This is a genomic window from Velazquezella soli, assembly GCF_977018685.1.
Map to the genome: position 1 here is coordinate 933180 of NZ_CDRNXF010000004.1, position 25640 is coordinate 958819.

21 protein-coding genes are annotated in these 25640 nt (G+C 61.3%); 14 read left to right on the forward strand and 7 right to left on the reverse strand.

The features are described from left to right. Nucleotides 1-8: 8 nt before the first annotated feature. The 3 genes from AC0JZ8_RS08070 to AC0JZ8_RS08080 form a co-directional block, all read right to left on the reverse strand. On the reverse strand, nt 9-1322 hold the full coding sequence (locus AC0JZ8_RS08070; protein ID WP_082476449.1) for an O-antigen ligase family protein: 1314 nt from the start codon (nt 1320-1322) through the stop codon (nt 9-11). 10 nt (nt 1323-1332) lie between these two features. After that, nucleotides 1333-2700 (reverse strand): polysaccharide biosynthesis/export family protein, encoded by a 1368-nt coding sequence (locus tag AC0JZ8_RS08075; RefSeq protein ID WP_092659470.1) that lies wholly within the window; start codon nt 2698-2700, stop codon nt 1333-1335. 150 nt (nt 2701-2850) lie between these two features. Beyond that, complete coding sequence (locus tag AC0JZ8_RS08080) at nt 2851-3531, reverse strand: sugar transferase (RefSeq protein WP_062461596.1); 681 nt, start codon at nt 3529-3531, stop codon at nt 2851-2853. Nucleotides 3532-4273: 742 nt separating this feature from the next. Between AC0JZ8_RS08080 and AC0JZ8_RS08085 the strand changes: the two genes are divergently transcribed. Both AC0JZ8_RS08085 and AC0JZ8_RS08090 read left to right on the forward strand, forming a co-directional pair. Continuing rightward, nucleotides 4274-4555, forward strand: coding sequence for an exopolysaccharide production repressor protein (locus tag AC0JZ8_RS08085; RefSeq protein ID WP_082472025.1), 282 nt, complete (start codon nt 4274-4276; stop codon nt 4553-4555). Nucleotides 4556-4657: 102 nt separating this feature from the next. Next, entirely contained in the window at nt 4658-5689 is a 1032-nt protein-coding gene (locus AC0JZ8_RS08090; protein WP_471892228.1) for a glycosyltransferase family 2 protein, read from the forward strand. Here AC0JZ8_RS08090 and AC0JZ8_RS08095 read toward each other — a convergent pair. Together AC0JZ8_RS08095 and AC0JZ8_RS08100 are read right to left on the reverse strand one after the other, a co-directional pair. After that, a complete protein-coding gene (locus AC0JZ8_RS08095) occupies nt 5680-6639 on the reverse strand; it encodes a polysaccharide pyruvyl transferase family protein (RefSeq protein WP_184654522.1) in 960 nt (319 codons plus the stop codon). The two genes, AC0JZ8_RS08090 and AC0JZ8_RS08095, sit on opposite strands and share 10 nt — an antisense overlap. A gap of 45 nt (nt 6640-6684) precedes the next feature. Beyond that, nucleotides 6685-7668, reverse strand: a complete 984-nt coding sequence (locus tag AC0JZ8_RS08100) for a glycosyltransferase family 2 protein (protein WP_062461584.1) — start codon at nt 7666-7668, stop codon at nt 6685-6687. A gap of 110 nt (nt 7669-7778) precedes the next feature. On the opposite strand from AC0JZ8_RS08100, the gene AC0JZ8_RS08105 reads away from it, so the two are divergent. The 12 genes from AC0JZ8_RS08105 (at nt 7779) to AC0JZ8_RS08160 (ending at nt 23371) form a co-directional block, all read left to right on the forward strand. Next, nucleotides 7779-9263: a lipopolysaccharide biosynthesis protein gene (locus AC0JZ8_RS08105; RefSeq protein ID WP_192085841.1), complete on the forward strand. Its 1485-nt coding sequence runs from the start codon at nt 7779-7781 to the stop codon at nt 9261-9263. A 389-nt stretch (nt 9264-9652) separates the two neighbouring features. Next, nucleotides 9653-10807 carry an acyltransferase family protein gene (locus AC0JZ8_RS08110; RefSeq protein ID WP_471892229.1) on the forward strand — a complete coding sequence of 385 codons (1155 nt, stop codon included), beginning with the start codon at nt 9653-9655 and terminating at the stop codon, nt 10805-10807. Continuing rightward, the gene (gene exoK / locus AC0JZ8_RS08115) at nt 10804-11703 is read left to right on the forward strand and encodes an endo-1,3-1,4-beta-glycanase ExoK (protein ID WP_471892230.1); all 900 of its coding nucleotides are present in this window, start codon (nt 10804-10806) and stop codon (nt 11701-11703) included. The genes AC0JZ8_RS08110 and exoK overlap by 4 nt, the downstream gene beginning before the upstream one ends. 22 nt (nt 11704-11725) lie before the next feature. Next, nucleotides 11726-12919 carry a glycosyltransferase gene (locus AC0JZ8_RS08120; RefSeq protein WP_471892231.1) on the forward strand — a complete coding sequence of 398 codons (1194 nt, stop codon included), beginning with the start codon at nt 11726-11728 and terminating at the stop codon, nt 12917-12919. A 13-nt stretch (nt 12920-12932) separates the two neighbouring features. Further along, on the forward strand, nt 12933-13952 hold the full coding sequence (locus AC0JZ8_RS08125; protein WP_471892232.1) for a glycosyltransferase family 2 protein: 1020 nt from the start codon (nt 12933-12935) through the stop codon (nt 13950-13952). Next, nucleotides 13949-14881 carry a glycosyltransferase gene (locus tag AC0JZ8_RS08130; protein ID WP_471892233.1) on the forward strand — a complete coding sequence of 311 codons (933 nt, stop codon included), beginning with the start codon at nt 13949-13951 and terminating at the stop codon, nt 14879-14881. The genes AC0JZ8_RS08125 and AC0JZ8_RS08130 overlap by 4 nt, the downstream gene beginning before the upstream one ends. Further along, complete coding sequence (locus tag AC0JZ8_RS08135) at nt 14878-15840, forward strand: glycosyltransferase family 2 protein (protein ID WP_471892234.1); 963 nt, start codon at nt 14878-14880, stop codon at nt 15838-15840. The genes AC0JZ8_RS08130 and AC0JZ8_RS08135 overlap by 4 nt, the downstream gene beginning before the upstream one ends. A gap of 47 nt (nt 15841-15887) precedes the next feature. Continuing rightward, entirely contained in the window at nt 15888-16790 is a 903-nt protein-coding gene (locus AC0JZ8_RS08140) for a UTP--glucose-1-phosphate uridylyltransferase (protein ID WP_471892235.1), read from the forward strand. Between the two features lie 93 nt (nt 16791-16883). Next, on the forward strand, nt 16884-19223 hold the full coding sequence (locus tag AC0JZ8_RS08145; protein ID WP_113166844.1) for a Wzz/FepE/Etk N-terminal domain-containing protein: 2340 nt from the start codon (nt 16884-16886) through the stop codon (nt 19221-19223). A gap of 168 nt (nt 19224-19391) precedes the next feature. Further along, nucleotides 19392-21194: an adenine deaminase gene (locus tag AC0JZ8_RS08150; RefSeq protein WP_062581885.1), complete on the forward strand. Its 1803-nt coding sequence runs from the start codon at nt 19392-19394 to the stop codon at nt 21192-21194. A 10-nt stretch (nt 21195-21204) separates the two neighbouring features. Then, entirely contained in the window at nt 21205-22578 is a 1374-nt protein-coding gene (locus tag AC0JZ8_RS08155; RefSeq protein WP_471892236.1) for a M20/M25/M40 family metallo-hydrolase, read from the forward strand. 190 nt (nt 22579-22768) lie between these two features. Then, nucleotides 22769-23371 (forward strand): DUF2026 family protein, encoded by a 603-nt coding sequence (locus AC0JZ8_RS08160; protein WP_471892237.1) that lies wholly within the window; start codon nt 22769-22771, stop codon nt 23369-23371. A 101-nt stretch (nt 23372-23472) separates the two neighbouring features. Here AC0JZ8_RS08160 and AC0JZ8_RS08165 read toward each other — a convergent pair whose 3' ends face one another. Then, complete coding sequence (locus tag AC0JZ8_RS08165) at nt 23473-24396, reverse strand: pseudouridine-5'-phosphate glycosidase (RefSeq protein ID WP_471892238.1); 924 nt, start codon at nt 24394-24396, stop codon at nt 23473-23475. Nucleotides 24397-24491: 95 nt separating this feature from the next. Then, nucleotides 24492-25598: a carbohydrate kinase gene (locus AC0JZ8_RS08170; protein ID WP_471892239.1), complete on the reverse strand. Its 1107-nt coding sequence runs from the start codon at nt 25596-25598 to the stop codon at nt 24492-24494. Between the last annotated feature and the right edge of the window lie 42 nt (nt 25599-25640).

A 25640-nucleotide genomic window follows, 5' to 3' on the forward strand; every position in this document is an offset into this window, starting at 1 on the left:
TGGGCGTGTCAGCCTGCCGGAATGCCCGGTTCGCCATTTTGCCCGCGCTCGGGCCCCGTGGGTGAATTCGGCATGAAACCGTATTGAGGGCGGTCCGCCTTTGCCTTGACCGGCCTCACCGCCAGCGTCAGACGACCGGCCATGAAGTAGAACAGGAAAGACCCGACCTGGTATGGGTTGAGGATGTCGATCTCCACGAAGGACCGAATCACAAGCAGGGTCGACAGGCCGACAAACAGCAGCGATTCCGGCGTGCGCGAGATGGTCAGCAGCCGTTTCAGATGGCCGGTGAGGCAGGCGATCAGGATGAAGACAAGCAGGCCCGTGCCGATGATGCCAGTCTCCACCATGCTTTCGATATAGGTGTTGTGGAAATGGAAACCGCTGCGGCCGGTGATGAAGAATTCCTGCCAGAGGCGTTCGGCCTCGGAGGCGCCTGGAACCCAGTATCCCTGGTAGCCCATGCCGATGATGGGAGACTGTGCAGCGGCGGCAATGCCCTGCTGCCACAGATAGGTGCGGCCCGTCAGGGTCGAGTCCTTGCCGAACACGCCGAGGATCGCATCCATCGCGCCAAACTGCAGCGCACCGACGATGCCGGCAAGCCCGAACACGAGCGCAATCGCAAAGAAGCCGCGTCGGTGCTTCGGCGAAAAGAACATGAACCCCTGCAGGCCGATGCAGAGCGCCACGACACCGGCCGTGGTGATGACAGAGGTCGCAGACTGCGAGGCGAGGAGGCAATAGGCCGACAGGAGCGCGCCGCCGCCGGCACCGATCATCCAGATGCCGCGCATGCGAAACAGCATCACCGCCGCATAGGAGAAGATCACGCCGAGCGACGCGAAGAAACCTAGCTGGTTCTTGGAGGAAAATGCGCCGACGAAGCTGAACGTATTGTCCATCGCGTCCATCAGATAGGTGCCGAACAGGATCGAATAGACGAGCACGATCCCGGTTCCGATCAGGCCGCCGCGCAGCAGCGTCTTGGTGCTGAGCATCCGCATGGCAATCAATGCGCAGACGATATGCGTCAGATACTGGATGGCCGTGCGCAGCGACACGCCAAAGGCTGGCGACCAGAAAGCGGAGATGAAGCAGAAGATGCCGAACGAGAAGATCCAGAGGAAACGGGAATAGCGGCCCAGCACCCGTCGGTAGTCGGTTACGACCGGAAGGAACCATACGCCGTAATAGGCAAGGATCGAGATCTGCCCGAACCTGCTCGAATAGGCGAAGACGAAAAAGGACAGCGCGACAGCGGCAATCCCGTAGATCTCGTTCTTCTCCGGGTCGATCAGGGACGACTTGGCAATCTTCATCCGGTTACCCCTATTGCATCAGCAGTTCGGAGGTCACCTTCACCACGTCGCCCGGCATTAGACGGGCATTCTCGTCCACGGCCACTTCCTTGGGGCCGTCGCCTTCGTCGCGCACGACGGTGTATTTGATCGTCGCGGCTGTCTTGCTCGGGTCGAAGCGCAGCGCCTCGGCGGACTGTGCAACTGCCTCCGAGATCAGTTGGCGGCTGGTGGTCAGCTGCAGGCCGAGCTTTTCAAGTTCCGCTTCGGTATCCTGAAGCTCCTTTGCCCGGTCTGCTTCCCAGTCGTTGCGCAGGTTGATCTCGTCCTGGTTCGCCTGGCTGATATCCTGCTTTGCCTTCAAGGTCGACGTGTCGATGTCGAGCAGGGTCGACTGGATGCTGGCCGTGCGCTCCTCGATGGTCAGAAGGCGGCTGCTGGTAGCCAGACCCTGTTCGGTGAGCCGGGACATCTTGTCCCTGTTTTCCGACACGAGATCGAGCTGGCGCTGTTGCGTCTCTGTCTTTTGCGCGAGCGACTTCACTTCGCTTTCGAGAAGGCTGCGCAGCTCGTTGAGGGCCTGCAGCTGCAGCTCATAGCGGTCGCGGCGCGATTTCATCAGCGATGTCTCGCTGGCAATCAACTGTGCGGCATTGGGCACGTCTTTCAGCTCCGCCGGGATCGGCAGATCGCGCGATCCGGAAACCTCGGCCACAAGCCGTGCCCGACGTGCAATCAGGCGGCCGCGCTGGTTGTCGTAGACGGCAACGTCGCCCTGCGCGTTGATGAAATCCTTGGCGAAGCGCTGACCAGCATCTGAACGGCGCAAGCCGCCGGCAAGGCTTACCGCCTTCAGCACGGTCAGGTTCGGGGAATAGGGAAACTCTCCCGGTGTCGTGACGTCGCCGGCGAGATAGACCGGCCGGTACTGGCTGATTTCAACCGAGGCAGAGGGCAGGTTTCGAAGTGCGAACTTGTCGCGCAGCTGCTGGCCGATCAGACCGGCAACTTCGGCGGTCGTCTTTCCGGCTGCGTCGAGATCGCCGATAAACGGAAGCGACAGCGCCCCGGACGGGCCGACCGTGTATTCGCCGCCGACCACGTCCCAGTCGCGCACCGTGCCATCGGCCGGCTGCCATTCGGCCACGCGGATGCGCAGCTTGTCCATGACGCCGAGCTTATAGCCGCCGCTGGCGGGACCGCTTGCGGCAGCCGCTGCAGGGGTCTTGGGTGCCGCAGCCTTGCCAGGTGTTGCGGTTTCGGCCTCAGTGGAGGTCTGTTGTGTGGTCTTCGGGGCTTTGTCCTGCGCCAGGACTGGCGCGACTGAACTCAGCAGCAGGGCGCCGGCTGCAAAAAGGAGCGCCGGCGAACCGCTTTTCGAATGATCGTTCTTCAACATCTACGGGTCCTTCAATCGCATTCAAACGCAAATCCGTGGGAGGTCGGCTTGCGCTTGTTTCGACTGTTGAGTTCGTCTGGTGACTTGTTCTTGGTTTTTCTTGCGGCCGGTGACCGACCAGGATTCTCAGGCTATCAAAAGAAACTCAGATCAATAGCTGCCGCGGGCAAAGCAGACCGCAGGGATGGTCTTTGCAATGATGGCGATGTCGCGAACCAGCGACCAGTTCTGGACGTATTGCGTGTCGAAAGCGATGCGCGTCTCGTAGGACACATCGTTGCGACCGCTGATCTGCCACAGGCCTGTGAGGCCAGGACGGGTGCGAAGGTAATAGACGGCAAACGCGTCATAGACTTTCAGTTCCTCGTCCACGACCGGACGCGGTCCAACCACGCTCATTTCGCCACGCACGATGTTGAGCAACTGCGGCAGCTCGTCGAGAGAGAGCTTGCGCAGGACTTTGCCTACAGACGTCACGCGTGGGTCGTCTTTCAGCTTGCGCGTCAGACGCCATTCTTCCGCGGCATGCGGATTGTCACGCAGATAGTTGCGCAGCAATTCGTCGCCGTCGGTCGCCATGGTCCGGAACTTGAGGCATTTGAAAATGCGTCCGTTATGGCCAATACGGCTATGGCCATAAAAGGCCGGGCCCTTATCGGTGAGTTTCACCAGGGCCATGATCATCAGAAATAGCGGGCTGAACAGGATCAGCGCGCATGCAGCTGCGGTCATATCGAAGCTGCGTTTAGCGAGGCCACCGATCGGGAGGGTACCGAAGGCCTGGTCGGAGTCTACAAACGGCGAACTAGCCGAACGTGTCGCTGACTTCATAGAGGGTAACTCCATTTAGGTTTTGCGATAGTCGGTGATGCCTTTCGGCGGGTCTTTTCGTCGACAATTTGATAATAAGTCTGTGTTCGGAATTTGATGCCAGCCAATTTTTTCCGGGAGCGCTGTCCCGATGCGGGTCGACGCGCGAAGAAATCCGATCAGCACTCCGATTTTTTTACAATCGATTGAATAGCGACCCCAGGTCTACTGTTCTTTTCTGGCAACTATACCCGGAGTTAGAATAATACCCGTGCCATTAGCGTATTGGGGGGCTTCTGCGCAGGGCCAGTCCAGAGCTAAACCTGTGATTGCTTCTTTGAGCAGGGCCAGGAAGTAGCTTGCGTATAAGACCAAAGGCCTACGCATTTCGCACCGCAATACAATGATGCAGCGCAATATGGCTTCGTCGGGCCTCGTCACCTTTGTAACAAAAGTTGAACGCCGGTGACCCCGAGTCTGCGACATCCAGCAGCGGAATGTTCCAGACGGCGAGCTTCACGTCCAAATTGTGGCGGAAATGCGATTGGGCGCTGTGGTACCAAGGTAAGAATCCATTCACGCTAATCGCAAGGAACTGCCAAGGCGGGGCAGGGAACCGGCAAACCTTACGAAAGTTTCATTAATACTCGGCATAGCAGATGCTGTATTGCTTGCATCCGACTACTGCCGGTCCTATCGTGACGGTGCAGGGAGGAGCCTGCGTCTAGAAGCCAAGAACTATAAGCTGCTCGGGAGGGCGATCATGTATGCGCCGCGCGTATTTATAAGTATCCTTTGCGTCCTGGTCGTTTTCGCGCTCGCGTCCTTTTTCATCAGCGGGTCCGTCTACACAGCATTTATACACACGCTCCTCTGCGCGGTTATTATCCAGGTGGGTTATTTCGTTGGCATCGTTTACCTCGTTCACCGCGAGAAGCTCGCGGGTAGCAGGGGTCGGACAGATACCGCCGTCGCTGCGCGCTCCAGAGAGGTTTCCAACCTTCCGTCCGACGTGACGTCACACCTGCCTGCCCGGGATATCTAGCCGGCGCTCACAGTCCCATTTCGGTTTTTGTTGCAGTGCTTCCATATGGAGGCCATCTTCCTGCGTTCAGGTCCTCGCACGACGAACGATGGAGACAGTCTCATGGAGAGCGCAACGGCCCACCCCGATGTTCAGACGATTTGCGTCGTCATCGCAGCCAAGAACGCGGCAGACACGATCGCCACCGCCGTCCGGTCCGCCTTGCAGGAAGCGCTTGTCAGCGAAGTCGTCGTGGTCGATGACGGCTCGAGCGACGACACGGCCGGCGCTGCCCGCAGTGTGGATGATGGCAGCGGGCGGCTGCAGATCATCTCGCTGGAGAAGAACCAGGGCCCGTCTGCTGCGAGAAACCGGGCGATCGCCGCCTCCAGTGCGCCGCTGATCGCCATTCTCGATGCGGACGATTTCTTCTTTCCCGGACGGTTCGAGCCAATGCTGGCGCTCGGCGACTGGGACATGCTGGCCGACAACATCGCCTTCATCTCCGATCCCGCCGCCGCAGTGCCGCCCGAAAAGTTCGAGTTGAGGGCGCGGACGATCTCGCTCATCGAATTCGTCGAGGGCAATATTTCCGAGCGCGGAAAGCCGCGCGGCGAGACAGGGTTTCTGAAGCCGATTATTCGTCGCTCGTTCCTCGATGCCCATCGTCTTCGGTACGACGAGGGCCTGAGGCTTGGCGAGGATTACGATCTCTATCTGCGGGCTCTGGCCAAGGGTGCGCGCTACAAGGTGATCGAGCATTGCGGCTACGGCGCCGTCGTCAGGGCCGATTCGCTCAGCAGCCGCCACCGCACCCATGATCTGAAAACGCTATACGAAGCGGATGAGGCGATCCTGTCGGATCCGCTTCTGCCGACGCAGGCAAGGGCGGTAATTACCCGTCACCGCGACCACATCCGGGAACGCTACGAGCATCGCGCCTTCCTTGATACCAAGTCGAATTCGGGGATTGTCGCGGCCGCTAGCTACATGTTCGGCCGGCCGCAGTTCCTGCCCTATGTCGCGCAGGCGATCCTGCTGGACAAGATGGAGGCAAGACGTGGCGGACCGGTTCCGGTCGCCACGCCGCATGCCATGCGCTATCTGCTTGCCGGGGTTCCGGCCGCAGCGGACCCTGCCGCCGTTCAGAAGTAGTCGCGGCGGATCTCGTCCAGAACAGCGCGAAAACGCTGCTTCTTGTCTTGGAGCATCGCATCCGGGCTGAGCTGTGGCTCGGTCCGGCTGGCCTGCCAGAGCGCCAGGATCGACGGTGCCGCAAGGACCTGCTTCGCCATGCCGCGAAGGCCTGACTGAGCAGGAGCTGTCGGCGCAGACGTCCGCGTCATCACCGACGCATCCGCGCTTGCGGGTTCGTGATGGGCCGGCTGCTGGCCGCCGCCGCCGTCGAAGCTCATTCCCCAGAACTTGGTTTTCTTGGCCACTGCCTCGGCGCGCGTCGAAACCGGCACGAAGTGCGGATTGTAGGTCGCACCGACGGACTGTGCCCAGTCGTTCCACTTGAAATTGTTGATGGATCTGGATGTGCTCACCGCAATCCACGGCACCCGGAACGCATCGGCCAAGATCGCGCCATGCATGGATTCGGCAACGATCATCTCGGACTGGGCAATCGCCCGGATGACCGATTTCGCTTCGCCGCGCGGGTCGAGCCAAGTCAGTCCGGCGGGCTCGCAGACCGATTGCCACATGCCGAATTCCGCCGATTCCCAATGGGGAACGAAGGTCTTTTTGTGGATCTTCGGCAGGTTCTGGAATTCCGGCATGTCCGGGATGAGGGCCGCGGGGTCAGTGATCCCTCTGTCGAGGGGAAGACCGAGCTTCGCCGCCGTCAATGGTCCGCGCACGCAGCGCACGTCCCATTCGGGATCATTGATATCGGGTGCCTCGCCATAGCCATAGCCGCTGCCGATCACCAGTTTCTTCTGCCCGGGCGGAAGCAGGACGGGGTTGAGAACGGTACCGACGCCGACCAGCATCGTATCGGCGTGGACGTCGCGAAAGCCCGGAAGAAGATAATCCCAGAGCCACAGATTGAGGTCGTCGCCGAAATTGCCGTGGTGGGATGCCCAGTAATAAGGTTGCATGCAAGCCTCCTGATGGGAGTGAAGTCTTTGTAAAGAATGCGAAATTTACGTCGCCGAGCGCTCGCGCGCACCCATGCCGAGTTTCCCTGCGCCCAGTTCGAAGGCCGCGCGGATGAGTGCCGGATCACGCATCACCCACTTGGCCAGAAGGCCGAATTCCGGGCTCTGGCGCCGCTTCATCCGCCCGGCCTGGCTCCACAATGCCTGCCGTCTTGCGGTGTTCTTATAACCTGCAATCGACGCGACGTCGCCCGGCCTGTTGCTGAAACGCTGTTCCAGCGTATCAAGCGCCACCCAGGTGTTGAACTGCTGGCGCAGGAATTCCGGCGACTGGTTGTCGATCGAATGGAAGATGTTGATGCCCATGCCGCGCGCAGCGCCCGGCTCGTCGCAGAGGATCGTCCGCTTCGATTTCAGGATGCAGTCGCAGAAGAACAGCACGTCTTCGGCGGCCAGTCTCAATTCGGGCTCGAAGCGGACAGCCTCGAAGACCGGACGGGACATCACCATGCAGGTGAGATGCAGGAAGCTCCAGTTGCGCAGCATGACGCTTGCCAGGTCCTGAAGCTCGATGATGAGCGGCTTTTCCGATAGCCGTGTGCCGCCTTCGGTCTTCTCCAGCTGCGCCATGCCGAAGTGGTAATAGAACTCTTCGCTCGCCTGCATCGAGGCCCAGTAGCACTCGGCGCCGAAGCGGCTCATGCTCTCGAATGCGTTGGTCAGATGATCCGGAAGCCACACGTCGTCGCTGTCGAGAAGCGCCACAAAACGCGTTTCGGCGGGCACCGCGTCCAGCCCGGTATTGCGCGCCGCCCCCGGCCCGCCATTCTTTTGTTCGATGATTCGGATGCGCTCGAGCCAGGTCGGATCGGCGTCCTGAAGTTCGATTTTTGCGTTATGGGGTGACTCGTCGTCCACGACGATGATATCAAAATCCACGAAGCTCTGGCTGAAAACAGATTGCAGGGCCCGGGTAAGGATACCCGGTTCCCGTTGATAAAATGGAATAATTACGGTGAATGTCGCCATGTTTCTGCCCCTGCTTTTTTTCAAGAATTGCAAACCGCTAGCCGCCTGGACGGCTTGGATTGCGGCTTCACGCTGGCTCTCAATCAGTATCCAACAATAGGAATTCGAAGATGGCCCCAACCCAAGGCGTGAAGACGATCACGACAAATGTCGGTTGGAGTGTGCTGTCAAAGACCGCCACATTCGGGCTGAAATTTGTCACTGTACCGATATTGGCAAGACTGTTGACCCCGGAAGATTTCGGAACGGTGGCTGTCGCACTCACCGTTGTACAGTTTTTGGCGATGATCGGTGGTGCCGGTTTGACGTCGGCGCTGATCGTCGATCGGGACAGTGGCATGGATACGGTGCACACCGTTTTCTGGGCCAATCTCGCGATGTCTTTGATCATGTCGGTGATCCTTTTCCTCGGCGCAAACGGCATCGGCAGCTGGATGGGTGCGGCCCAGAGCGCCGATCTCCTGCGTATCATGGCCTTTCTCATTCCGCTGCAACTGACGGCCGATGTCGCCTATTCGTTGCTCGCCCGCGAGATGAATTTCAGCAAGGACGCGATCCTCAGCACCGTATCGGAAACCACGGCGGCGCTGGTCGCCTTGGCGCTCGCCTTTATGGGTTTCGGCATCTGGGCGCTGGTCGTGCAGCTGTTTTCCTCGGCGGTGATCCGGCTTGTCGGCCTCTACTCGATCACGCGCTACGTGCCGCGTTTTGTCATCAAGCCGGATCGCATGGGGCCGCTGGTGCGCTATTCTTCAGGGCTGATGGGGTCCGAGATCGCCAATTTCGTGACCTTTCAGGCGCCGATGGTGGTGATCGCGCGAATGCTGACGCTTGCCGATGCGGGTGCCTATTCGGCCGCCAACCGGTTTGCCAGCATTCCGAACCAGGTCGTGCTGTCGGCGGTGATGGGCGTGCTTTTCCCGGCGTTCAGCCTGATGGGCGATGACCGCAAGCGCCGCACCGATGCGCTGATGCTGTCCACTCAGGTAATGACGGTGGTGCTGGCGCCGGCCATGTTCGGGCTGTGGGCGGTGGCGGAACCGGCGATGCTGGTGCTGTTCGGGCCGCAATGGGCCTATGCCTGGCCGGTGCTTGGCCTGCTCGCGCTGTCGAAGGCGATCGTAACGCCCTGCAGCACGTTCATACCCTATCTCAAGGGCACCGGCCAAAGCCGGGTGCTGTTCTGGTCGGCGGTGCTGCGGGCCGTTGCAACGACACTCGCCATCATCCTCGGTGCCACCTATGGCAACCTTGTCGATGCAATGGTGGCGCTCTGCGTCGTCAACGCCATCACGCTGGTCGGTTATTCCTGGGCCGTGTTCCGGGTCGACGGCATTCCGTTCTTTTGGGGTCTGATGACCAGCAGCCGGTCGATGCTCACCTCGCTCGTCATGGGCGTCGGGGTCCGGTTGACCCTTTCCACCTTCGAAGCACAGCTCACCAGTCCCTATCTCCAGCTCCTCGTTGGCGCTGTCGTGGGCGGCGTGCTCTACGGCGCCATGTTCCTCGTGACGGAAAGGGCGCTCGTCAAAAAAATAATCGGCATGGTCAAGCGGCGTCGTGGTGGGTCGGTTGCGGACGCACCTCCTGCATAACGAAGGATGCCCTTGCCTCATCGTTGAGACGCATTTTCGCCTTAATCGCGCCGCAATCGGGCGAGGATGCGAACCGATTTGATTGAGTGTCGTCTGAGGTCGAAGTTATTTTCACGACGAATTGATTTTTTTCTCTGTTGTGCAGTGCAGCATAAGAAATCAGTGATCCCCCCGGAATCCATAGCGTTTCAGCACTCGCGAAAGTAGAACTCGCGAATGGAACGGGTAAGGGGATGCCGCTGCGGGCCGGGCGGATCCCGGCTTTTCGCTGCGCCGCCACATTTTGTGCCAAACTGCACCTGATCCTTGGCACTCGAAAATGCGGGCTCAAAGTCTGCTCTGATTGAAACGGTGGTGACGGGAGGCGCCGCCCAAAAAGGGTAGTTCGTTTGACTGTTGATCAAACCATTTCCTCCCGTATCAATTTGATGCGCATCCTTCTGATCTCGGGCATCGTGTTCGTCCACGTCCCGTTCGATCCCCAGACCAGCCCGTTCCTCGGCCAGAACGGTTTCTTCGATTGGCTCCGCGTGTTTTTTGGCGACAGCCTGTTTCGTATCGGCGTGCCGTGCCTCAGCGCGATTTCCGGCTATCTGCTGTTTCGCCGTGGCTGGGATGCTTTCGACTACGGCAAGGTGATGCAATCCAAGGCGCGGACCGTGCTTGTGCCGTTCCTGTTGTGGAACCTCGGCCTGTTCGCCGTCGTCCTTCTGGTGCAGCGCGCCGGCATGGGCATCGGGTATTTCCCGGACCTGTGGAATGCATCCTCCCGTGAACTGGCGAACTATGCGTTTGCGAGCGAGAATTTTCCCGTCGACATCCCGCTCTATTTCCTGCGTGATCTTGTCGTCTGCATCGCCCTGTCGCCAATCCTCGCCTTCTTCGTGCGCAAGGCTGCGGTGCCGACGCTGGTCATCCTGTTCGTGGTGGCGATCCTGCCGGATCTCACGCTCTTCATCGTTTTGAAGAAGTCGATCCTGTTCTCCTTCACCTTCGGCATTTTCCTGGCGCTGAACCGGATCGATCTCTCGGCGCTCGACCGTTTTGCCGTTCCCGGAACGGCACTGGTTCTCGCGGCAGCCGTCCTGTTGTCGATCGCGCTTTATCAGACGGGACCGGACTATTCCTGGTCGCTTGAACTTCTGCGCAACGCACTGTCGATCATCGGTGCCGGCGGTTTCTGGCTGATGTCGGCGCTCGCCATCCGCTCGACGCTCGGCAAGCGGCTGGCTGCCACCGGCAGCCTCAGCTTCTGGATCTTCTGCGCCCATTATCCGCTGCTCGTGGTCATGTGGATGGTCTGGAACCGCGTCGCAGGCGATCAGCTCTACCCGCTGTTCTATGTCGGCGCGATCGCCTCGGCCCTCATCATCCTGGTGATTTCGAATGGCCTGGTTTCGCGTCTTATGCCCGGCCTTTACCAGACGCTGACGGGTAGTCGCGGACGCAAGGCAAAGCTCGCCCAGACACAGAACTCCAATTCGTCCGGGCATTCCGCGCATGGTCGTGAGCCCGCCCTGACCCACAGAAGAGGTGAAACATGATGGCATCAGCCAGACAGATTCGACCCGCTTTCCGAGCCGCTGCAACGGCAGTCGCCGCGTTGGCAGTGCTCGCCTGCGCTCCAGCTTATGCCCAGGCACCGCCAGCCCCCGAAGCTCCGGCGACCCAAGCGCAGGATCCGGCCGCAAAGCACCGTCCTGATACCAACCCCCATCCGGGCGGCAAGCCGCAGCCGGATGCCAAGGGCACGTCCTTCGTCGAGAATTTCGATCGCCTCGACCGGTCGTTCTGGTTCGTCTCGAACGGCTGGAACAACGGCGCCCATCAGAACTGCACTTGGTCGCAGCGCCAGGTGACGACCGATGGCGGCAATCTGAAGCTCACCTTCGAGGAGCGCCAGAACAAGGACCGCAAAAACGTCTGCGGCGAGATCCAGACCCGCGCCCGCTTCGGTTACGGTACCTATGAGGCGCGCTACAAGTCGGCGACCGGTCCTGGCCTCAACTCAGCCTTCTTCACCTATATCGGCCCGACCGACAAAAAGCCGTGGGACGAGATCGATTTCGAGGTGCTCGGCAAGAATGTCGATCAGGTTCAGCTCAACCAGTATATCAACGGCAAGGGCAAGAACGAGAAGATCGTTCCCGTTGCCGGTGGTGCGGACAAGGGCTTCAACGACTACGCCTTCATCTGGGAGCCGGAGCGGTTGCGCTACTTCCTCAACGGCAAGCTGGTGCAGGAAGTCACCGACCCGTCGAAGATCCCGCAGAACGCCCAGAAGATCTTTCTGAGCCTGTGGGGCAGCGATACGCTGAAATCCTGGATGGGCCCGTTCGCCTATTCCGGCCCCACCACGATGGAAGTCGACCGCATCGCCTATACGGCGCTCGGCGAAGACTGCGCTTTCCCGCAATCCGTGCTCTGCACGCTCGACTGATCTCGACAGGGAGTTGAACGACGTGACACTGCAGGTCCTCTATCTGGCCCATGATCTTGCCGACCCGGCCATTCGCCGGCGGGTGCTGACGTTGAAAACCGGCGGCGCCAGCGTCACGGTGGCAGGCTTCAGGCGTGCAGGAAACCTGTTGGGCCAGGAAGACGGAGTGCGCTCCATCGATCTCGGTTCAACGCAGGACGGGCAGTTCAGCCAGCGCATCAAGGCCGTGATTGCTGCCCGGATGCAGCTGCAGAAGAGACTTGTCGGCGTTCCCATGCCGGATGTGATCATCGCCCGCAATCTCGAAATGCTGGTTTTGGCCGATGGTGCCGCGTCGCTGTTCGGCGGCGACGTGCCCGTCGTCTACGAATGTCTCGATATCCACCGCCTGCTGCTTGACGAGGGTGTTAAGGGGCGGGTGCTGCGTGCCGTGCAGCGGCATTTCGCAAAGTCGGCCCGGCTGCTGATCACCAGTTCGCCGGCGTTTGTCGAAAACTTCTTCAAGCCGAAATCGGGGCTCGATCTTCCGGTCCTTCTGCTCGAAAACAAAGTGCTCCAGCTTGGCGAAGCGTCCGTTGCAAAGCCGCAACCGCGTCTGCCTAAGCAGGGTGAACCCTGGAAGATCGGATGGTTCGGTGCGATCCGATGCCGCAAGTCGCTCGATATCCTGACGGCCTTTGCCGAGAAGATGAACGGCGGGGTCGAGGTCATCATCCGCGGACGGCCGGCCTATAGCGAGTTTGCCGATTTCGATGCGCAGGTGAAGAACGCGCCGTTCGTGCGTTTCGAGGGTCCCTACCGCAATCCGGAGGATCTGGCGGAGATCTACAACGAGGTGCAGTTCACCTGGGCGATCGATTTCTTCGAGGAAGGGCTGAACTCCGAGTGGCTTTTGCCGAACCGTCTCTACGAAGGCGGGCTGCATGGCGCGGTTCCCATCGCGCTGTCGCGCACCGAAACCGGCCGCTTTGTGGCTAAGCGCGATATCGGCATCCTTCTCGACAACGCGACGCCGAAGGATCTCGAAACCCTGTTCTCGGGCATGACCGACGCACTCTACCTCGATCGGTTCACCCGGCTTGCGGCCGTCGATCGCAGCCAGTGGGTGACCGATGCTGACGATTGCCGCGCCCTGGTCGACAGGCTTGCGGGCCTCAATCGTAATATTTCGCTGGCCGTACCGTCGGTACCGGTCATTTCAACCGTGCAGTCGTGAGGTGAGATAGGTCATGCGTGTGCCTTCGAATGCCGATGTTTCCCATGGCGGCCTGTCCTTGATCCGGACCCTGATCGTCGTCCCGTGCCTTGATGAGGCAAAGACCATCGAGCCGCTTTTGCGCAAGCTCGACCAGCAGCGTAGCTCGGCCAGCGACATGATCGTCGTTGCCGATGGCGGCAGCAAGGACGGCACGCAGGAGATCGTCCTTCGCGTCGCGCAGGAACTGCCGAACGTGGCGCTGATGCACAATGCCAAGCGCATCCAGAGCGCGGCGATCAATCTAGCCGTCCAGCGGTTCGGCGCGGAGTTCGAATATCTGATCCGCATCGACGCGCATGGCGATTATCCCGACGACTACTGCCGGACGCTTCTGCAGGAAGCGGTGGCGCTTGAGGCGGATTCGATCGTGGTCGGGATGGAAACGGTTGGCTTCGGCCTGTTCCAGCGGGCAACGGCTGCGGCGCAGAATTCCAAGCTCGGCAATGGCGGCTCCAAGCACCGCGCCGGCGGCGGCGGCGAGTGGGTCGATCACGGCCACCACGCGCTGATGCGCATCTTCGCGTTTCAGGCTGTCGGCGGCTACGACGAGAGCTTCAGCCATAACGAGGATGCGGAACTGGATTTCCGCCTTCGCCAGTCCGGCTTCCGTATCTGGATGACCGGCAAGACCTACATGACCTATTATCCGCGCTCCACCGCGTCGGCGCTGTTCCGGCAGTATCTCGGCTATGGCCGCGGCCGGGCAAAGAACCTTTTGAAGCATCGGTCGATCCCCAAGATCCGCCAGGCCATTCCGCTGGCGGTCGCACCTGTTGTGATCGGCGCGGTGCTTGCGGTCCTCTACTGGTGGGCGGCCATTCCGCTGGTTGTCTGGGCGGCAGCCTGCCTCGGCTACGGCGTCTGGATGGCTGTGGGCCAGAACAACCCGCTCGGTCCGCTTGCCGCGGTGTCGGCAATGATCATGCATTTCGCCTGGTCGGCAGGCTTCTGGATGGAACTGATCGGCATCAAATCGAGGAGGCGTGCATGATCGTGGCTGGCAGCGGCAAGCTCCGCATCGATATCGGCATCTGCACCTATCGGCGCCCGGAACTGGAGGTCACGTTGCGGTCGCTGTTCGCGCTCGACGTGCCTGAACACACGCAGGTCCGGCTGATCGTCGCCGACAATGACGCGGAGCCGAGTGCGCAAGCCTTGGTGGAGCGGCTGAAAGCCGTCTCACCCTTCGAGATCCAGTATGTTCACGGCCCGAAATCGAACATCTCGATTGCCCGCAATGCCTGCCTTGCTGCCTGCCAGGCCGATTATCTGGCGTTTATCGACGACGACGAGACAGCCGGTCCCCGATGGCTCGCAGCGCTGGTCGATCGTGCCGAAGCGACGTCGGCCGATGCGGTTCTAGGACCCGTCCGCGCCATCTATCCGGACGACGTTCCGGACTGGATGCGCAGCGGTGATTTCCACTCGACCAATCCGGTCTGGGTCAATGGCCGTATCGTCACCGGCTATACCTGCAACGTGCTTCTCGACATGCGCTCGCCGAAGCTCGCGGCCCGCAAGTTCGCGTTGTCACTCGGCCAGAGCGGTGGCGAGGATACGCATTATTTCACCCAGCTGACCGATGCCGGCGGACAAATCGAGTTTGCCCGCGAAGCCCTGCTGGAAGAGCCGGTGCCGCAGAAGCGCGCCAGCTTCTCGTGGCTTGCCAAACGCCGCTTCCGCTCCGGCCAGACCCATGGCCGCATCGTCGCGGCAAAGAGCGCGGGTCTGTCGCGCATCAAGAAAGCCGCCATCGCTGCGATGAAATTCTCCTATTGCGCCGTGGTGACGGTCGGAGCGGTCGCCGTTCCCGTCACCCGCACACGCTATGCCCTGCGCGCAGCTCTCCACGCCGGTTCGGTCATGGGGACGCTCGGCATGCGCGAGATCCGCCAATACGGCATGGTGGAGGCCACATGACTTCCGTTGTCTCAGTGCCCGATGTCAGCTTCGTCATCGCCGCCTACAATGCTGCGGAGACGCTGGAAAGCGCGATCGATAGCGCGCTCGCCCAGGTCGACGTGTCCCTGGAAGTGATCGTCGTCGACGACTGCTCCAGCGACGGCACGCGCGAGCTTGCGCTTCGCTGCCGCGATCGCGACGATCGCGTGAAGCTCATCGTCCAGCCCGTCAATGGCGGACCTGCGGCCGCACGCAATGCCGGTTTCGACGCCGCAACCGGCCGCTGGATCGCCGTGCTCGATGCCGACGACACGATCCATCCGCAGCGCCTGAAGCGGATGATCGCACGCGCCGAGACGATGGATGCACGGATCGTGGTCGACAATATCGATGTCGTCCCGCTCGAAGGCGGCGAGCCGACAGCGATGTTTTCGCGCGCCGATCTGGAAGCGCGCAAGACGATCGAACTCGCCGATTTCATCGAATCCAACATCATCTTCGGCAGCACGTTCAATTTCGGCTATATGAAGCCGATCTTCCGCCGCGATTTCCTCAACGAGCACGGTCTGCGGTTTGACGAAAACCTGCGGATCGGCGAGGATTACATCCTGCTTGCCTCTGCGATCGCGAGCGGCGGCATCTGCGCCATCGAGCCCGAGGCCGGTTACGTCTACCATCTGCGCCACGGTTCGATCTCGCGGGTCCTCAAACCCGAACATCTCACGGCGATGCTTGCCGGCGACGAGAAGTTCCTCAAGCGCTTCTCTCTCGAGCCGCGGGCAACGAGCGCCCAGCGCCGCCGCACGCAGAGCATTCGCGAAGCGGCTTCCTTCCTCACACTCGTCGACGAGATCAAGAAACGATCATTCGGCGGGATTCTGAAAACGGCAATCGACAACCCGCGGGCGCTCAAGCACCTGCGCATGCCGATTGCCGTCCGTATGCGCCGGTTCGCAAGAGCTGCCGGCGTTTCTTGACAATCCGATCGACGGGGCGGGGGCGTCCCGGAAAGGACAACGACACTATGGAAATGAGACCCGTTCGCAAGGCGGTCATTCCGGTTGCAGGCAATGGAACACGGTTCCTGCCGGCCACCAAGGCGATGCCAAAGGAAATGCTGACGATCGTCGACAGGCCCGTCGTGCAATACGCGGTGGATGAGGCCATGCAGGCCGGCATCGAGCACATCATCTTCGTGACCAGCCGCAACAAGACTGCGATCGAAGACTATTTCGACAGCAATCCCGAACTGATCGCCAGCCTCACCCGCGCCGGCAAGACGGTTCAGGTCGCCCAGCTTGAAAAGATGCTGCCGCTCGCCGGCACCGTCAGCTACACCCGCCAGCAGGTTCCGCTCGGTCTCGGCCACGCCGTCTGGTGCGCCCGCGAACTGGTGGGCAACGAGCCCTTCGCGCTGCTGTTGCCTGATATGGTGTCCTATGGCGCCCGCGGCTGCATGGCAGGACTCGTCGATCTCTATGAGGAAGTCGGCGGTAACGTCTTCGGCGTCGAGCAGTGCGCGCCCGAGGAAACATCGAGCTACGGCGTCGTGGCGATCGGCGAACAGAAGAACCATGGGTTCGAAGTGACCGGCATGGTCGAAAAGCCTGCACCTGCCGATGCACCGTCGAACTATTACCTTAATGGTCGCTATATTCTCCAGCCGCAGATCTTCGAACTCCTGGAAAGCCAGGAACGCGGGGCCGGCAACGAGATCCAGCTGACCGACAGCATGCAGAAACTGCTGCAGAAGCAGCCGTTCCACGCACAGCCCTACACCGGACGGACCTTTGACTGCGGATCCAAGCGCGGCTTCATCGAAGCCAATGTGGCCTTCGCGATGTTGCGGAGCGATATGGGCGAGGAGATCTATCACTCCGTCAAGGAGCTTCTCGCCAACCACGAATTGAAGGTTAAGGCGGCTTAAGGGCCGCTCCAACGTCGCAGTCAGACCAAAGCCCGAGGAACGGCAGTCCATTTCTGCCGTTCCTCTCTACAATTCCGGAAAGCGGACAAAGCCATGGACCAGGTTAATTATAGGCCGATGAACATCTTCCCGAACGAGCAAAAAGAAACTGACACGTTCATCGACCTCGACAAGCTGTGGTCGGCAGCCATGCGTCGGCTTGGCGTGATCATCATCTGCGTGGTCGCCATGGTCGCGCTTGCGGCAGCCTATCTGTTTACGGCGCAGCCGAAATACACGGCCGCGACGCAGATATTGGTGGACGACAACCTGTCCCGCTATGCGGAAGAGGAAACCGAAGGCCAGACCGCGCAGCAGATCGACAACCGCATGTCCAGTTCGGTCGAGATCCTGAAATCCAAGGCGCTGGCGCTCAGCGTGGTCGACAAGGGCAAGTTTGCGGAAAACGACCTGATCGTCGATCCGCCAAAATCGCCGGTCGATCTTGCCAAGGACATGGTGAAAAGCGTTGTCTCGCTGGTGTCATCAGGCGGCCCGTTGCCGAGCGAAGACCAGGTGCGAGCCGGACGCCGTGAAAAGGCTGCCGCCATTCTTCAGCAGTCGATCACCGTCGAGCGCGTCGGACGCAGCTCGGTCATCTCGCTCTCCGTCCGCTCGCCAGACCCGGTTCTTTCCGCCCAGCTTGCCAAGACCTATGCCAGTTCCTTCCTGACGGAAGAGCTCAATGCCAATTTCGACGCGACCGAGCGCGCTTCCGTGTGGCTCCAGGAACGTTTGAACGACCTCAACATCCGCGCACAGCAGGCATCGCTGACGGTCGAGCAGTATAAACGCGACAACGGCCTCGTATCGCCGCGCGGCGAGCTGATGTCGGCCCAGCAGCTGTCCGATCTCAATACCCAGCTGATCTCGGCGCAGGCCGAAGTAGCCAGCGCCCAGGCCCGCTACAACCAGTACAAGGTGATCATCGACAAGGGCTCGGAAGCAGCCGTCGAAAACGCCGTCGTTGCCAACCGCGATACCGACAACACGGTGCTGCAGAACCTTCGCCAGCGCTACACGACGGTCAACGATCGTGAAAAGGGCGTGGTCGAGCAGTTCGGCGCCGATCACCCGCAGGCAGTAGCGCTCCGCTCTGAAAAGCAGGACCTGGCGCAACAGATCCTGCGCGAGTTGCAGCAGCTGACCGGTTCGTTCCGCAACGAGCTGGATGTCGCAAGCTCGCGCGAGCAGTCGCTGCGTGCCAGCATCGAAAGCGTGGCCGGCCGCAACCAGGATGCCAATGTTTCCATGGTGCAGTTGCAGGAACTGCAGCAGCGCGCTGATGCTCTGAAGACGCTCTACCAGTCCTATCTGCAGCGGTTCGAACAGGCGTCGCAGCTGCAATCGCTGCCGATCGCCAAGGCGCGCGTCATCTCGGAAGCCGGCGTGCCGATCTCGCCGTCCAGCCCGCGCAAGACGCTCACCATGGCTCTGTCCGTCGTGCTTGGACTGCTGCTCGGCGGCGCACTTGCAGCACTTCTAGAATTCCGCGAGCGCTTCTTCCGCACCGGCGCCGACGTGCAGGACAAGCTCGGCGTCCGCTTCCTCGGTTACCTCCCGAAGATTGGCAGCGCCCAGACCGACGACAACGGCTCCGACAAGCCAGCCGACGCCATCGACGGCCAGATCCTGCCGGAGGGCGATCCGATCGCGCTTCGCCGCAAGATGCGGGTTGCCGTCGAAGCGCCGCGCTCGCAGTTTGCCGAGACGCTGCGCAATGCCAAGCTTGCCGCCGATATCGTGCTGCAGGGTCGCAAATGCTCGGTCATCGGCGTCGTCTCCTGCCTTCCCGGCGAAGGCAAGTCGATGGTGGCCGCCAACCTTGCCGGCCTGATCTCGTCCAACGGCGTGCGCACGCTGGTCATCGATGGCGATCTGCGCAATCCGGGTCTGTCCAAGATGCTGGCAAGCGAACCGGATGTCGGCCTGATCGACGTCGTGCTGCAGAAGGTTCCGTGGACGGCTGCCGCCCGCGTCGACCGCCGCTCGCGCCTGACGATCCTCCCGATGACCACCCGCAGCCGTCAGCTGGCGCATACGTCGGAGCTTCTGGCCTCGACCGGCATGAGCCAGTTCCTCGAAAGCATCAAGGACACGTTCGACGTCATCATCGTCGACCTTGCGCCGCTGATCCCGGTCATCGATGCGAAGGCCTTCGAGCCCTATGTCGACGGCTTCATCTTCGTCACCGAATGGGGTGTCACGCCGGTCAAGGCGGTGCAAAGCGTGCTTCAGTCGGAACCGCAGATCGCCGCAAAGACGATCGGCGTCATTCTCAACAAGACCGAGATGGGCGAGCTGCGCAAATATGCCGATCCAGGCGCGCCCGAGCGCCTGCATTCGAGCTATTCATCCTATTACAAGGATGCCATTCCCGGCGTGCCGCGCTAAGTTGCGGCACGTTCCGAAAGACTGATCGAAGGCCGCCGCTCCCTGAGGAACCGGCGGCCTTTCACGTTTCAGTGGTTGCCGTGTGCCTTTAGCGCCAATGCGTGCTTCCGTGCGGGAACAAAATTCCCTACCATGTCCCCAGTCCGATGATCCGCGAGGCCGAATTTCATGAGCACTCTCAACCGTTTCTCCGTTCACCCGCTGGCATCCATGACGCGATTGCTCGCCGACGTCGCGTCGGCACGGCGCGAGCCTGATCTGGTCATCCGGGATGCACGGATGCTGTCGACCTATTCGGAGCGCATCCTGCCCGGGCGGGAAATCTGGCTCTCCGGCGGCCGTATCGCCGCGGTAAAGCCCACCGGTTCCTACAAGGGAACATCGGCCAAGATTTACGACGCAAAGGGCGGCATTCTCGCGCCTGGCCTCGTCGATCCGCATATCCATATCGAATCCTCGATGGTGACGGCCTGCGCCTATGCGGAGGCTGCCCTTCTCAATGGCACCACCACGATCTTCTGCGACAGCCACGAGATCGGCAATGTCATGGATGTCGCCGGTGTCGAGGCGATGCTGGAAGACGCGCGCATGGCGCCGCTGTCGATCTTCCTGACAGTGCCGAGCACGGTTCCCGCCACCTCGCCGGAGCTGGAAACCGCCGGCGGCGACCTGACGCCGGACAAGATTGCAGCGCTGTTCGACAAATGGCCGGAAGCGGTGGCGCTCGGCGAAAAGATGGATTTCGTACCTGTCGCGATGGGCGACGAACGCAGCCATGCGATCCTCGCTGCCGCTCTGTCACGCGGCCGTCCCGTATCGGGCCATGTCTACGGCCGTGAATTCGTCGCGGCCTATGCCGCCTCCGGCGTCACCGACACCCATGAGGCGATCGACCGCGATATTGCCGACGATCTGCTGGAGGCGGGCGTCTGGCTGTTCCTGCGCGGCGGCCCGCCGACCACGCCCTGGCATTCGCTGCCACAGGCGATCAAGACCATCACCGAGCTTGGCGCCTCGCACAAGCGCGTCGCCGTTTGCACCGACGACCGCGACGCCGAGGATCTGCTCGCCTTCGGAATGGACTGGGTGACCCGCGAGGCGGTCAAATATGGCATGACGCCGGAACAGGCCTGGGCGATGGGTTCGCTGCATGGCGCCACCCGCTTCGGCATGGAAAACGAGATCGGCGGTCTCGGCGGCGGACGCAGGGCGGATCTGGTGCTCCTCTCCGACAACCTGGAGCCGGTCAGTACCTGGTACGGCGGCGAACTGGTCGTGGACCAGAAGAAGATCACGCCTGTTCTCGATGAGGCACTGTCCAAACCCTATCGCTATCCGGAGGCCGCCTATCACACGGTCAAGCTGCCGAAGAACCTCAAGCTGACGCCTGACCTGCCGACCGAGACCGTCATTGCCCACACGATCAAGACGGAGCTGCCGGGCATCACGCTCGGCCACGTCACCGTCACGCTCGAGCCCGCCAACGACTGGCAGACCCAGTTCGATCGCCACGGGCTTTGCTTTGTCACGGTCGTGGAACGTCACGGCAAATCGCCGGGCAATGTCGCGCACGGTCTGCTCAACGGCTTCGGCCTGAAGAAGGGGGCCGTCGCCTCCTCGGTCGGGCATGACAGCCACAATATCATCGTTGCCGGCACCAATGAACGCGACATGCAGGTGGCGCTCGATGCCATCGAGGCGGTCCAGGGCGGCGTCTGCGTGGTGATGGATGGCAAGGTGACCGCCATGGTGCCGCTGCCGATCGCGGGGCTCTTGTCCGACAAGCGCGTCCACGAGGTCGCCGACGAGGTGAAGGCGTTGAAGCTCGAATGGGAAAAGGCCGAATGCACGATCGCCTATATGGGCTTCAACCTCATTCCGCTGTCGGTCATTCCGGATATCCGCATTACCGACAAGGGCCTCGTGCTGGTGCCGGAAATGCAGATCCAGACCCTGTTCGAACCGGCATGAGTTTTTGAGAATGACACCTGAAAACACCGATCTCGCCCGCGTTCTCGCCCATATCGATGCCAACAGCGACAGTTTTGTCGAACGGGTGATGGAGTATGTGAAGCGCAAGTCGATCAGCGCCTCCAACGAGGGGATCACGGAAGCCGCCGATATCCTCGTCGGCATCCTCAATGGCCTCGGCATGCAGGCCCAGACGATCACCACCCGCAACCACCCGATGGTGATCGGACGGATGGAGAACCAGCCCGGCAAGCCGACCGTGCTGCTCTACGGCCATTACGACGTGCAGCCGCCCGAGCCGCTGGATCTCTGGAAGAGCCCGCCCTTCGAGCCCGAAATCCGTGACGGCCGCATCTACGCGCGCGGCATCGGCGACAACAAGGGCCAGCATTTCGCCCAGTTGCTGGCGATTGAATCCTATCTCAAGGTGGTTGGCGAACTGCCCTGCAATGTGATCTTCCTGCTCGAAGGCGAGGAGGAGATCGGCAGTCCCCATATGGCGGAATTCGTCGCGGAGCATGCCGACAAGCTCAATGCCGATCTCGTCGTCACCTCGGATGGCTCGCTGCATGACAGCGGCCGCCCCGTCGTCACGTTCGGCGTGCGCGGAGTCGCTTCGTTCGAGCTGCGCGCAAAGACTGCCATTCGCGATGCCCATTCCGGCAATTTCGGCGGCGTCATGCCGAATGCGATCTGGAAGCTCGTGCATCTGCTCGCAACGATGAAGAACGACCGCGGCGAGATCACCATAGACGGTATATACGATCCCGTCGTGCCGCCGACCGATCTGGAACTGCAGGCGATGGCGGCCTTGCCGCTCGATATCGAGAAGATCAAGGCCGAGCTCGGAATGACGGCGATCGACGAGCCGGCGGATCGTCCCTATTACGAGCGGCTGATGTTCCAGCCGACGCTCACCATCAACGGGTTGCATGGCGGCTATGGCGGGCCGGGGCAGAAGACGGTTCTTCCGAGCGAAGCCTATGCCAAATGCGACATCCGCCTCGTCGAGAGCCTGACGCCGGACTACGTGTTCGAAAAGGTCCGGGCGCATGTGGAAAGATACGCACCCGATGTGGAGTTCGTGCCGCAAAACTCCATGCTGCCATCGAAAACGCCGATGGACAGCCCATTCGCATCCGTGATCCGCGAAGCGATCGTCGCTGCCCGCGGCGTCGAGCCACTGCTCTACCCAAGCCTCGGCGGCAGCCTCCCGGACTACGTCTTCACCAAAATCCTCGGCAAGCCTGCTTTCGTCGTGCCCTACGCCAATGCCGACCAGGCAAACCACGCCCCCAACGAAAACCTCAAGCTCGACCTCTTCCACGCCGGCATCCGCACCGGTGCTGCGCTGCTGGCGAAGCTGGGCGAGATGAAGGGGTGAATGGTAGGGCAGGGATGGTGGAGTGGGGCGCCGAGGCGCTATATTTTACCATAATAAGGGTCAATCAGAAAATTGACCCTAATCCGGTTCAAAGCTCAGGCTGTCCGGCCCCACTGCAACGCTGCAGTTTACATTGCCGCGCTGGCCGCCTAGGCAGGGTGCCATATCAGGAACGGGCAGGTTACGGATCATGTTGATCAAGCAGAGCGACTATCACCGCATTTACCGGGTCATCAACAGCCTGCTCGTCAACGAGAACGCCAATACCGCCTTTGCCGGAATGTATTTCAGCACGTTCGGCGCGTTCATCCTGCGCCAGCATTACGGGGTCACGGCCACGCCGAAGAGTGGGCTGGCTGCCTATAACCTCGGCGGCACCCGCATTCTCTTCGCAGATCAGCGCGAAGACGGGTATGTCACGGGTGCCGGCGAGAATTTTCATTGCTGGGTGGAGGCCGACGGCTGGGCGATCGATTTCATGGCGCCGGCGTTTTCGCAGAGCGCTTCCGAGCTTCGGGTGCCTTCGAAGATGTTCCAGCGGCCGCTGTCATCAATGGCTTCAAGCATCAACGATCTCGAGCAATCCGGCGATTTCTTCTATCAGTCGGAGCCGGAGGCGAGCGCAAGGCGGTTCGCGGATTGGCACAAGCACGCCATGATCGGTGATCTGGCCTCGGTTGCCGCAAACTGGTTCCGGAAGTCGCCTAAGCAGATGCCGAATTCACTGTCCATCGCAAGCGAGCCGGGAAAAAGCGTGCCGTTGCTGGGGAACGCGCTTTCGGGCGCCTGGTGACGGCAGAGGCTTGCGAGCCGGGACAGGCTCGCCGATAGCGGCCAGCTCCGCTACGGGGGCGTTAGAGGGCGGGATGCTCGGGCACCCCGCCGCTCGTGATGTCAGCCCTTCTTCAGCGCCGCATAGGCCACAGCCATCTTGGCAGCGAGGCGGGCGTTGTTTCTGACCAGTTCGATATTGGCTTTCAGGCTTTCGCCCTTCGACAATTCGTTGATGCGGGCGAGCAGGAAGGGCGTCAGTTCCTTGCGGCCGATGCCGCGTTCTTCCGCTTCCCGCACCGCATCGGCGATGGTGCCGTCGATGAAGTCGGGGGTCAGTGCAGCTTCTTCCGGGATCGGGTTCGCGATCAGGAGGCCGGTGCCGGTGCCGAGCTGGTGGTGGTGGTGCATGGCGCGGGCAATCTCTTCTGCCGTATCCAGCCGGTGATCGGCCTTGTAGCCGCTCTGGCGGGTGAAGAAGGCCGGGAAGTCCTCGGTGCCGTAGGCAATGACCGGCACGCGCTGGGTTTCCAGATATTCGAGCGTCTTTGCGATATCGAGGATCGATTTCACGCCGGCGCAGACGACGGCCGTCTTGGTGCGACCAAGCTCGGTCAGGTCGGCGGAAATGTCGAATGTCTGTTCGGCGCCGCGATGCACACCGCCGACGCCGCCGGTTGCGAAGATCTCGATGCCGGCGAGGTCTGCCAGAAGCATGGTGGCGGACACCGTCGTGCCCGCCGTCTGGCCGCGCACCATGGCAACAGCGAGATCGCGGCCGGAAGCCTTGACCACGCCCTTGGCCTGGGCGAGCTTTTCCAGCTCATCGTGTTCCAGGCCGACGCGGAGTTCACCGTCGATGACGGCGATAGTTGCCGGCACGGCACCGTTTTCACGCACGACAGCCTCGACAGACAGCGCCGTTTCCAGATTGGCCGGATAGGGCATGCCATGGGTGATGATGGTCGATTCGAGCGCCACGATGGCACCGCCGTTTGCGAGAGCGTCTGCAACTTCCTGGCTGAGTTTCGGCTTCAGCAGAGACATTGGATTTCCTTTCTGGAAGCAGTTCCGGCAAAGCCATGAAGCGGTTTTGCGTCTGGACCTGCGTTGGGATTAAACACTGGAAGCACTCGCGTACTTCAGGACAAACGGTGCATATGGACCTGCAAAAAGGCCTCGGAGAGTTCGGGATGGACGCTCGCAGCGCTTTCGGTCGTGAGCGTTGCAACCAGTGCGCCGATGCGGGCAGCGGTGTGGATATCGTCGCCGGCGATCACCCGGTGCAGGGTTCCGGCAATCATCGCGTCGCCAGCGCCGGTCATGTCGATCGCCTTGGCTTCGACTGCTTCGAAACTGGCTGACGCATCGATGCCGGCAACGGCAATCCCTGCTGCCCCCATCGTCACCACTGCCTCACGGGCGCCGGCCGCCTGCAGGCCGTGTGCCGCCTTCAGCGCATCGTCGATCGTTTCGCGGGCCGACAGGCCGAGAATGGCGTTCGCCTCGTCGATATTCATGAACAGAAGGTCGATACCGGTGAGGTCTTTCGGCAGGCGCATGGCCTTGACGGTGGAGACTGCGTCGATCGCCAAGCGGAACCGCGCCTCGCGCCGCCGCGTGATCAGCGCTGCTAGCGTCTCGGCCGGCGGGTTGCAGTCGGAGAACACAAAGCTTGCCGAAGCCAGATGGGGCCAGACGCGGTCGAGATGTTCGGGTCGCAGCAGGTCGAATATGCCCATGTCGGCAATGCCGAGCGAAAGATCGCCGCGCGGATCGAGGATGGCTGCATATTCCGCGGTCGGTCGCTCGGTGCTGATGATCATCTGGCTGACGTCGATGCCGCGCTCGCGCATATAGGTCATCAGCGTGCGGCCGCCCTCGTCGTCGCCGACGATCGAGATGAAACCGGTTTGCGTGCCGAGACGGGCGAGGTTTTCGGCGACGTTGCGGGCGACGCCACCCATGGAGCGGGTGCTGTCGACCGGGTTCGAGGTGCCCGGCACGATCTCCTGCTTCGCGTGATATTTCCGGTCGAGAACGGCGCCGCCGAGACAGATCGCGCGCGACGGCTGCGGCATCACATAGCCGCGGCCGAGAACATGGCCCTTCTGCATCAGCTGCACGATATGCGCTGCCACCGTGGAGCGGGCGAGGCCCAGCATCTCGGCAATCTCCTGCTGTCCGGCAAAGGGATTGTCCCTGATAATGCCGAGAACGGCGGCTTCCTGGCTGGTCAGATCGTCCATCGTGGCTTCCCGTGAAGGATCACGGTGTATAAACAACTGTTC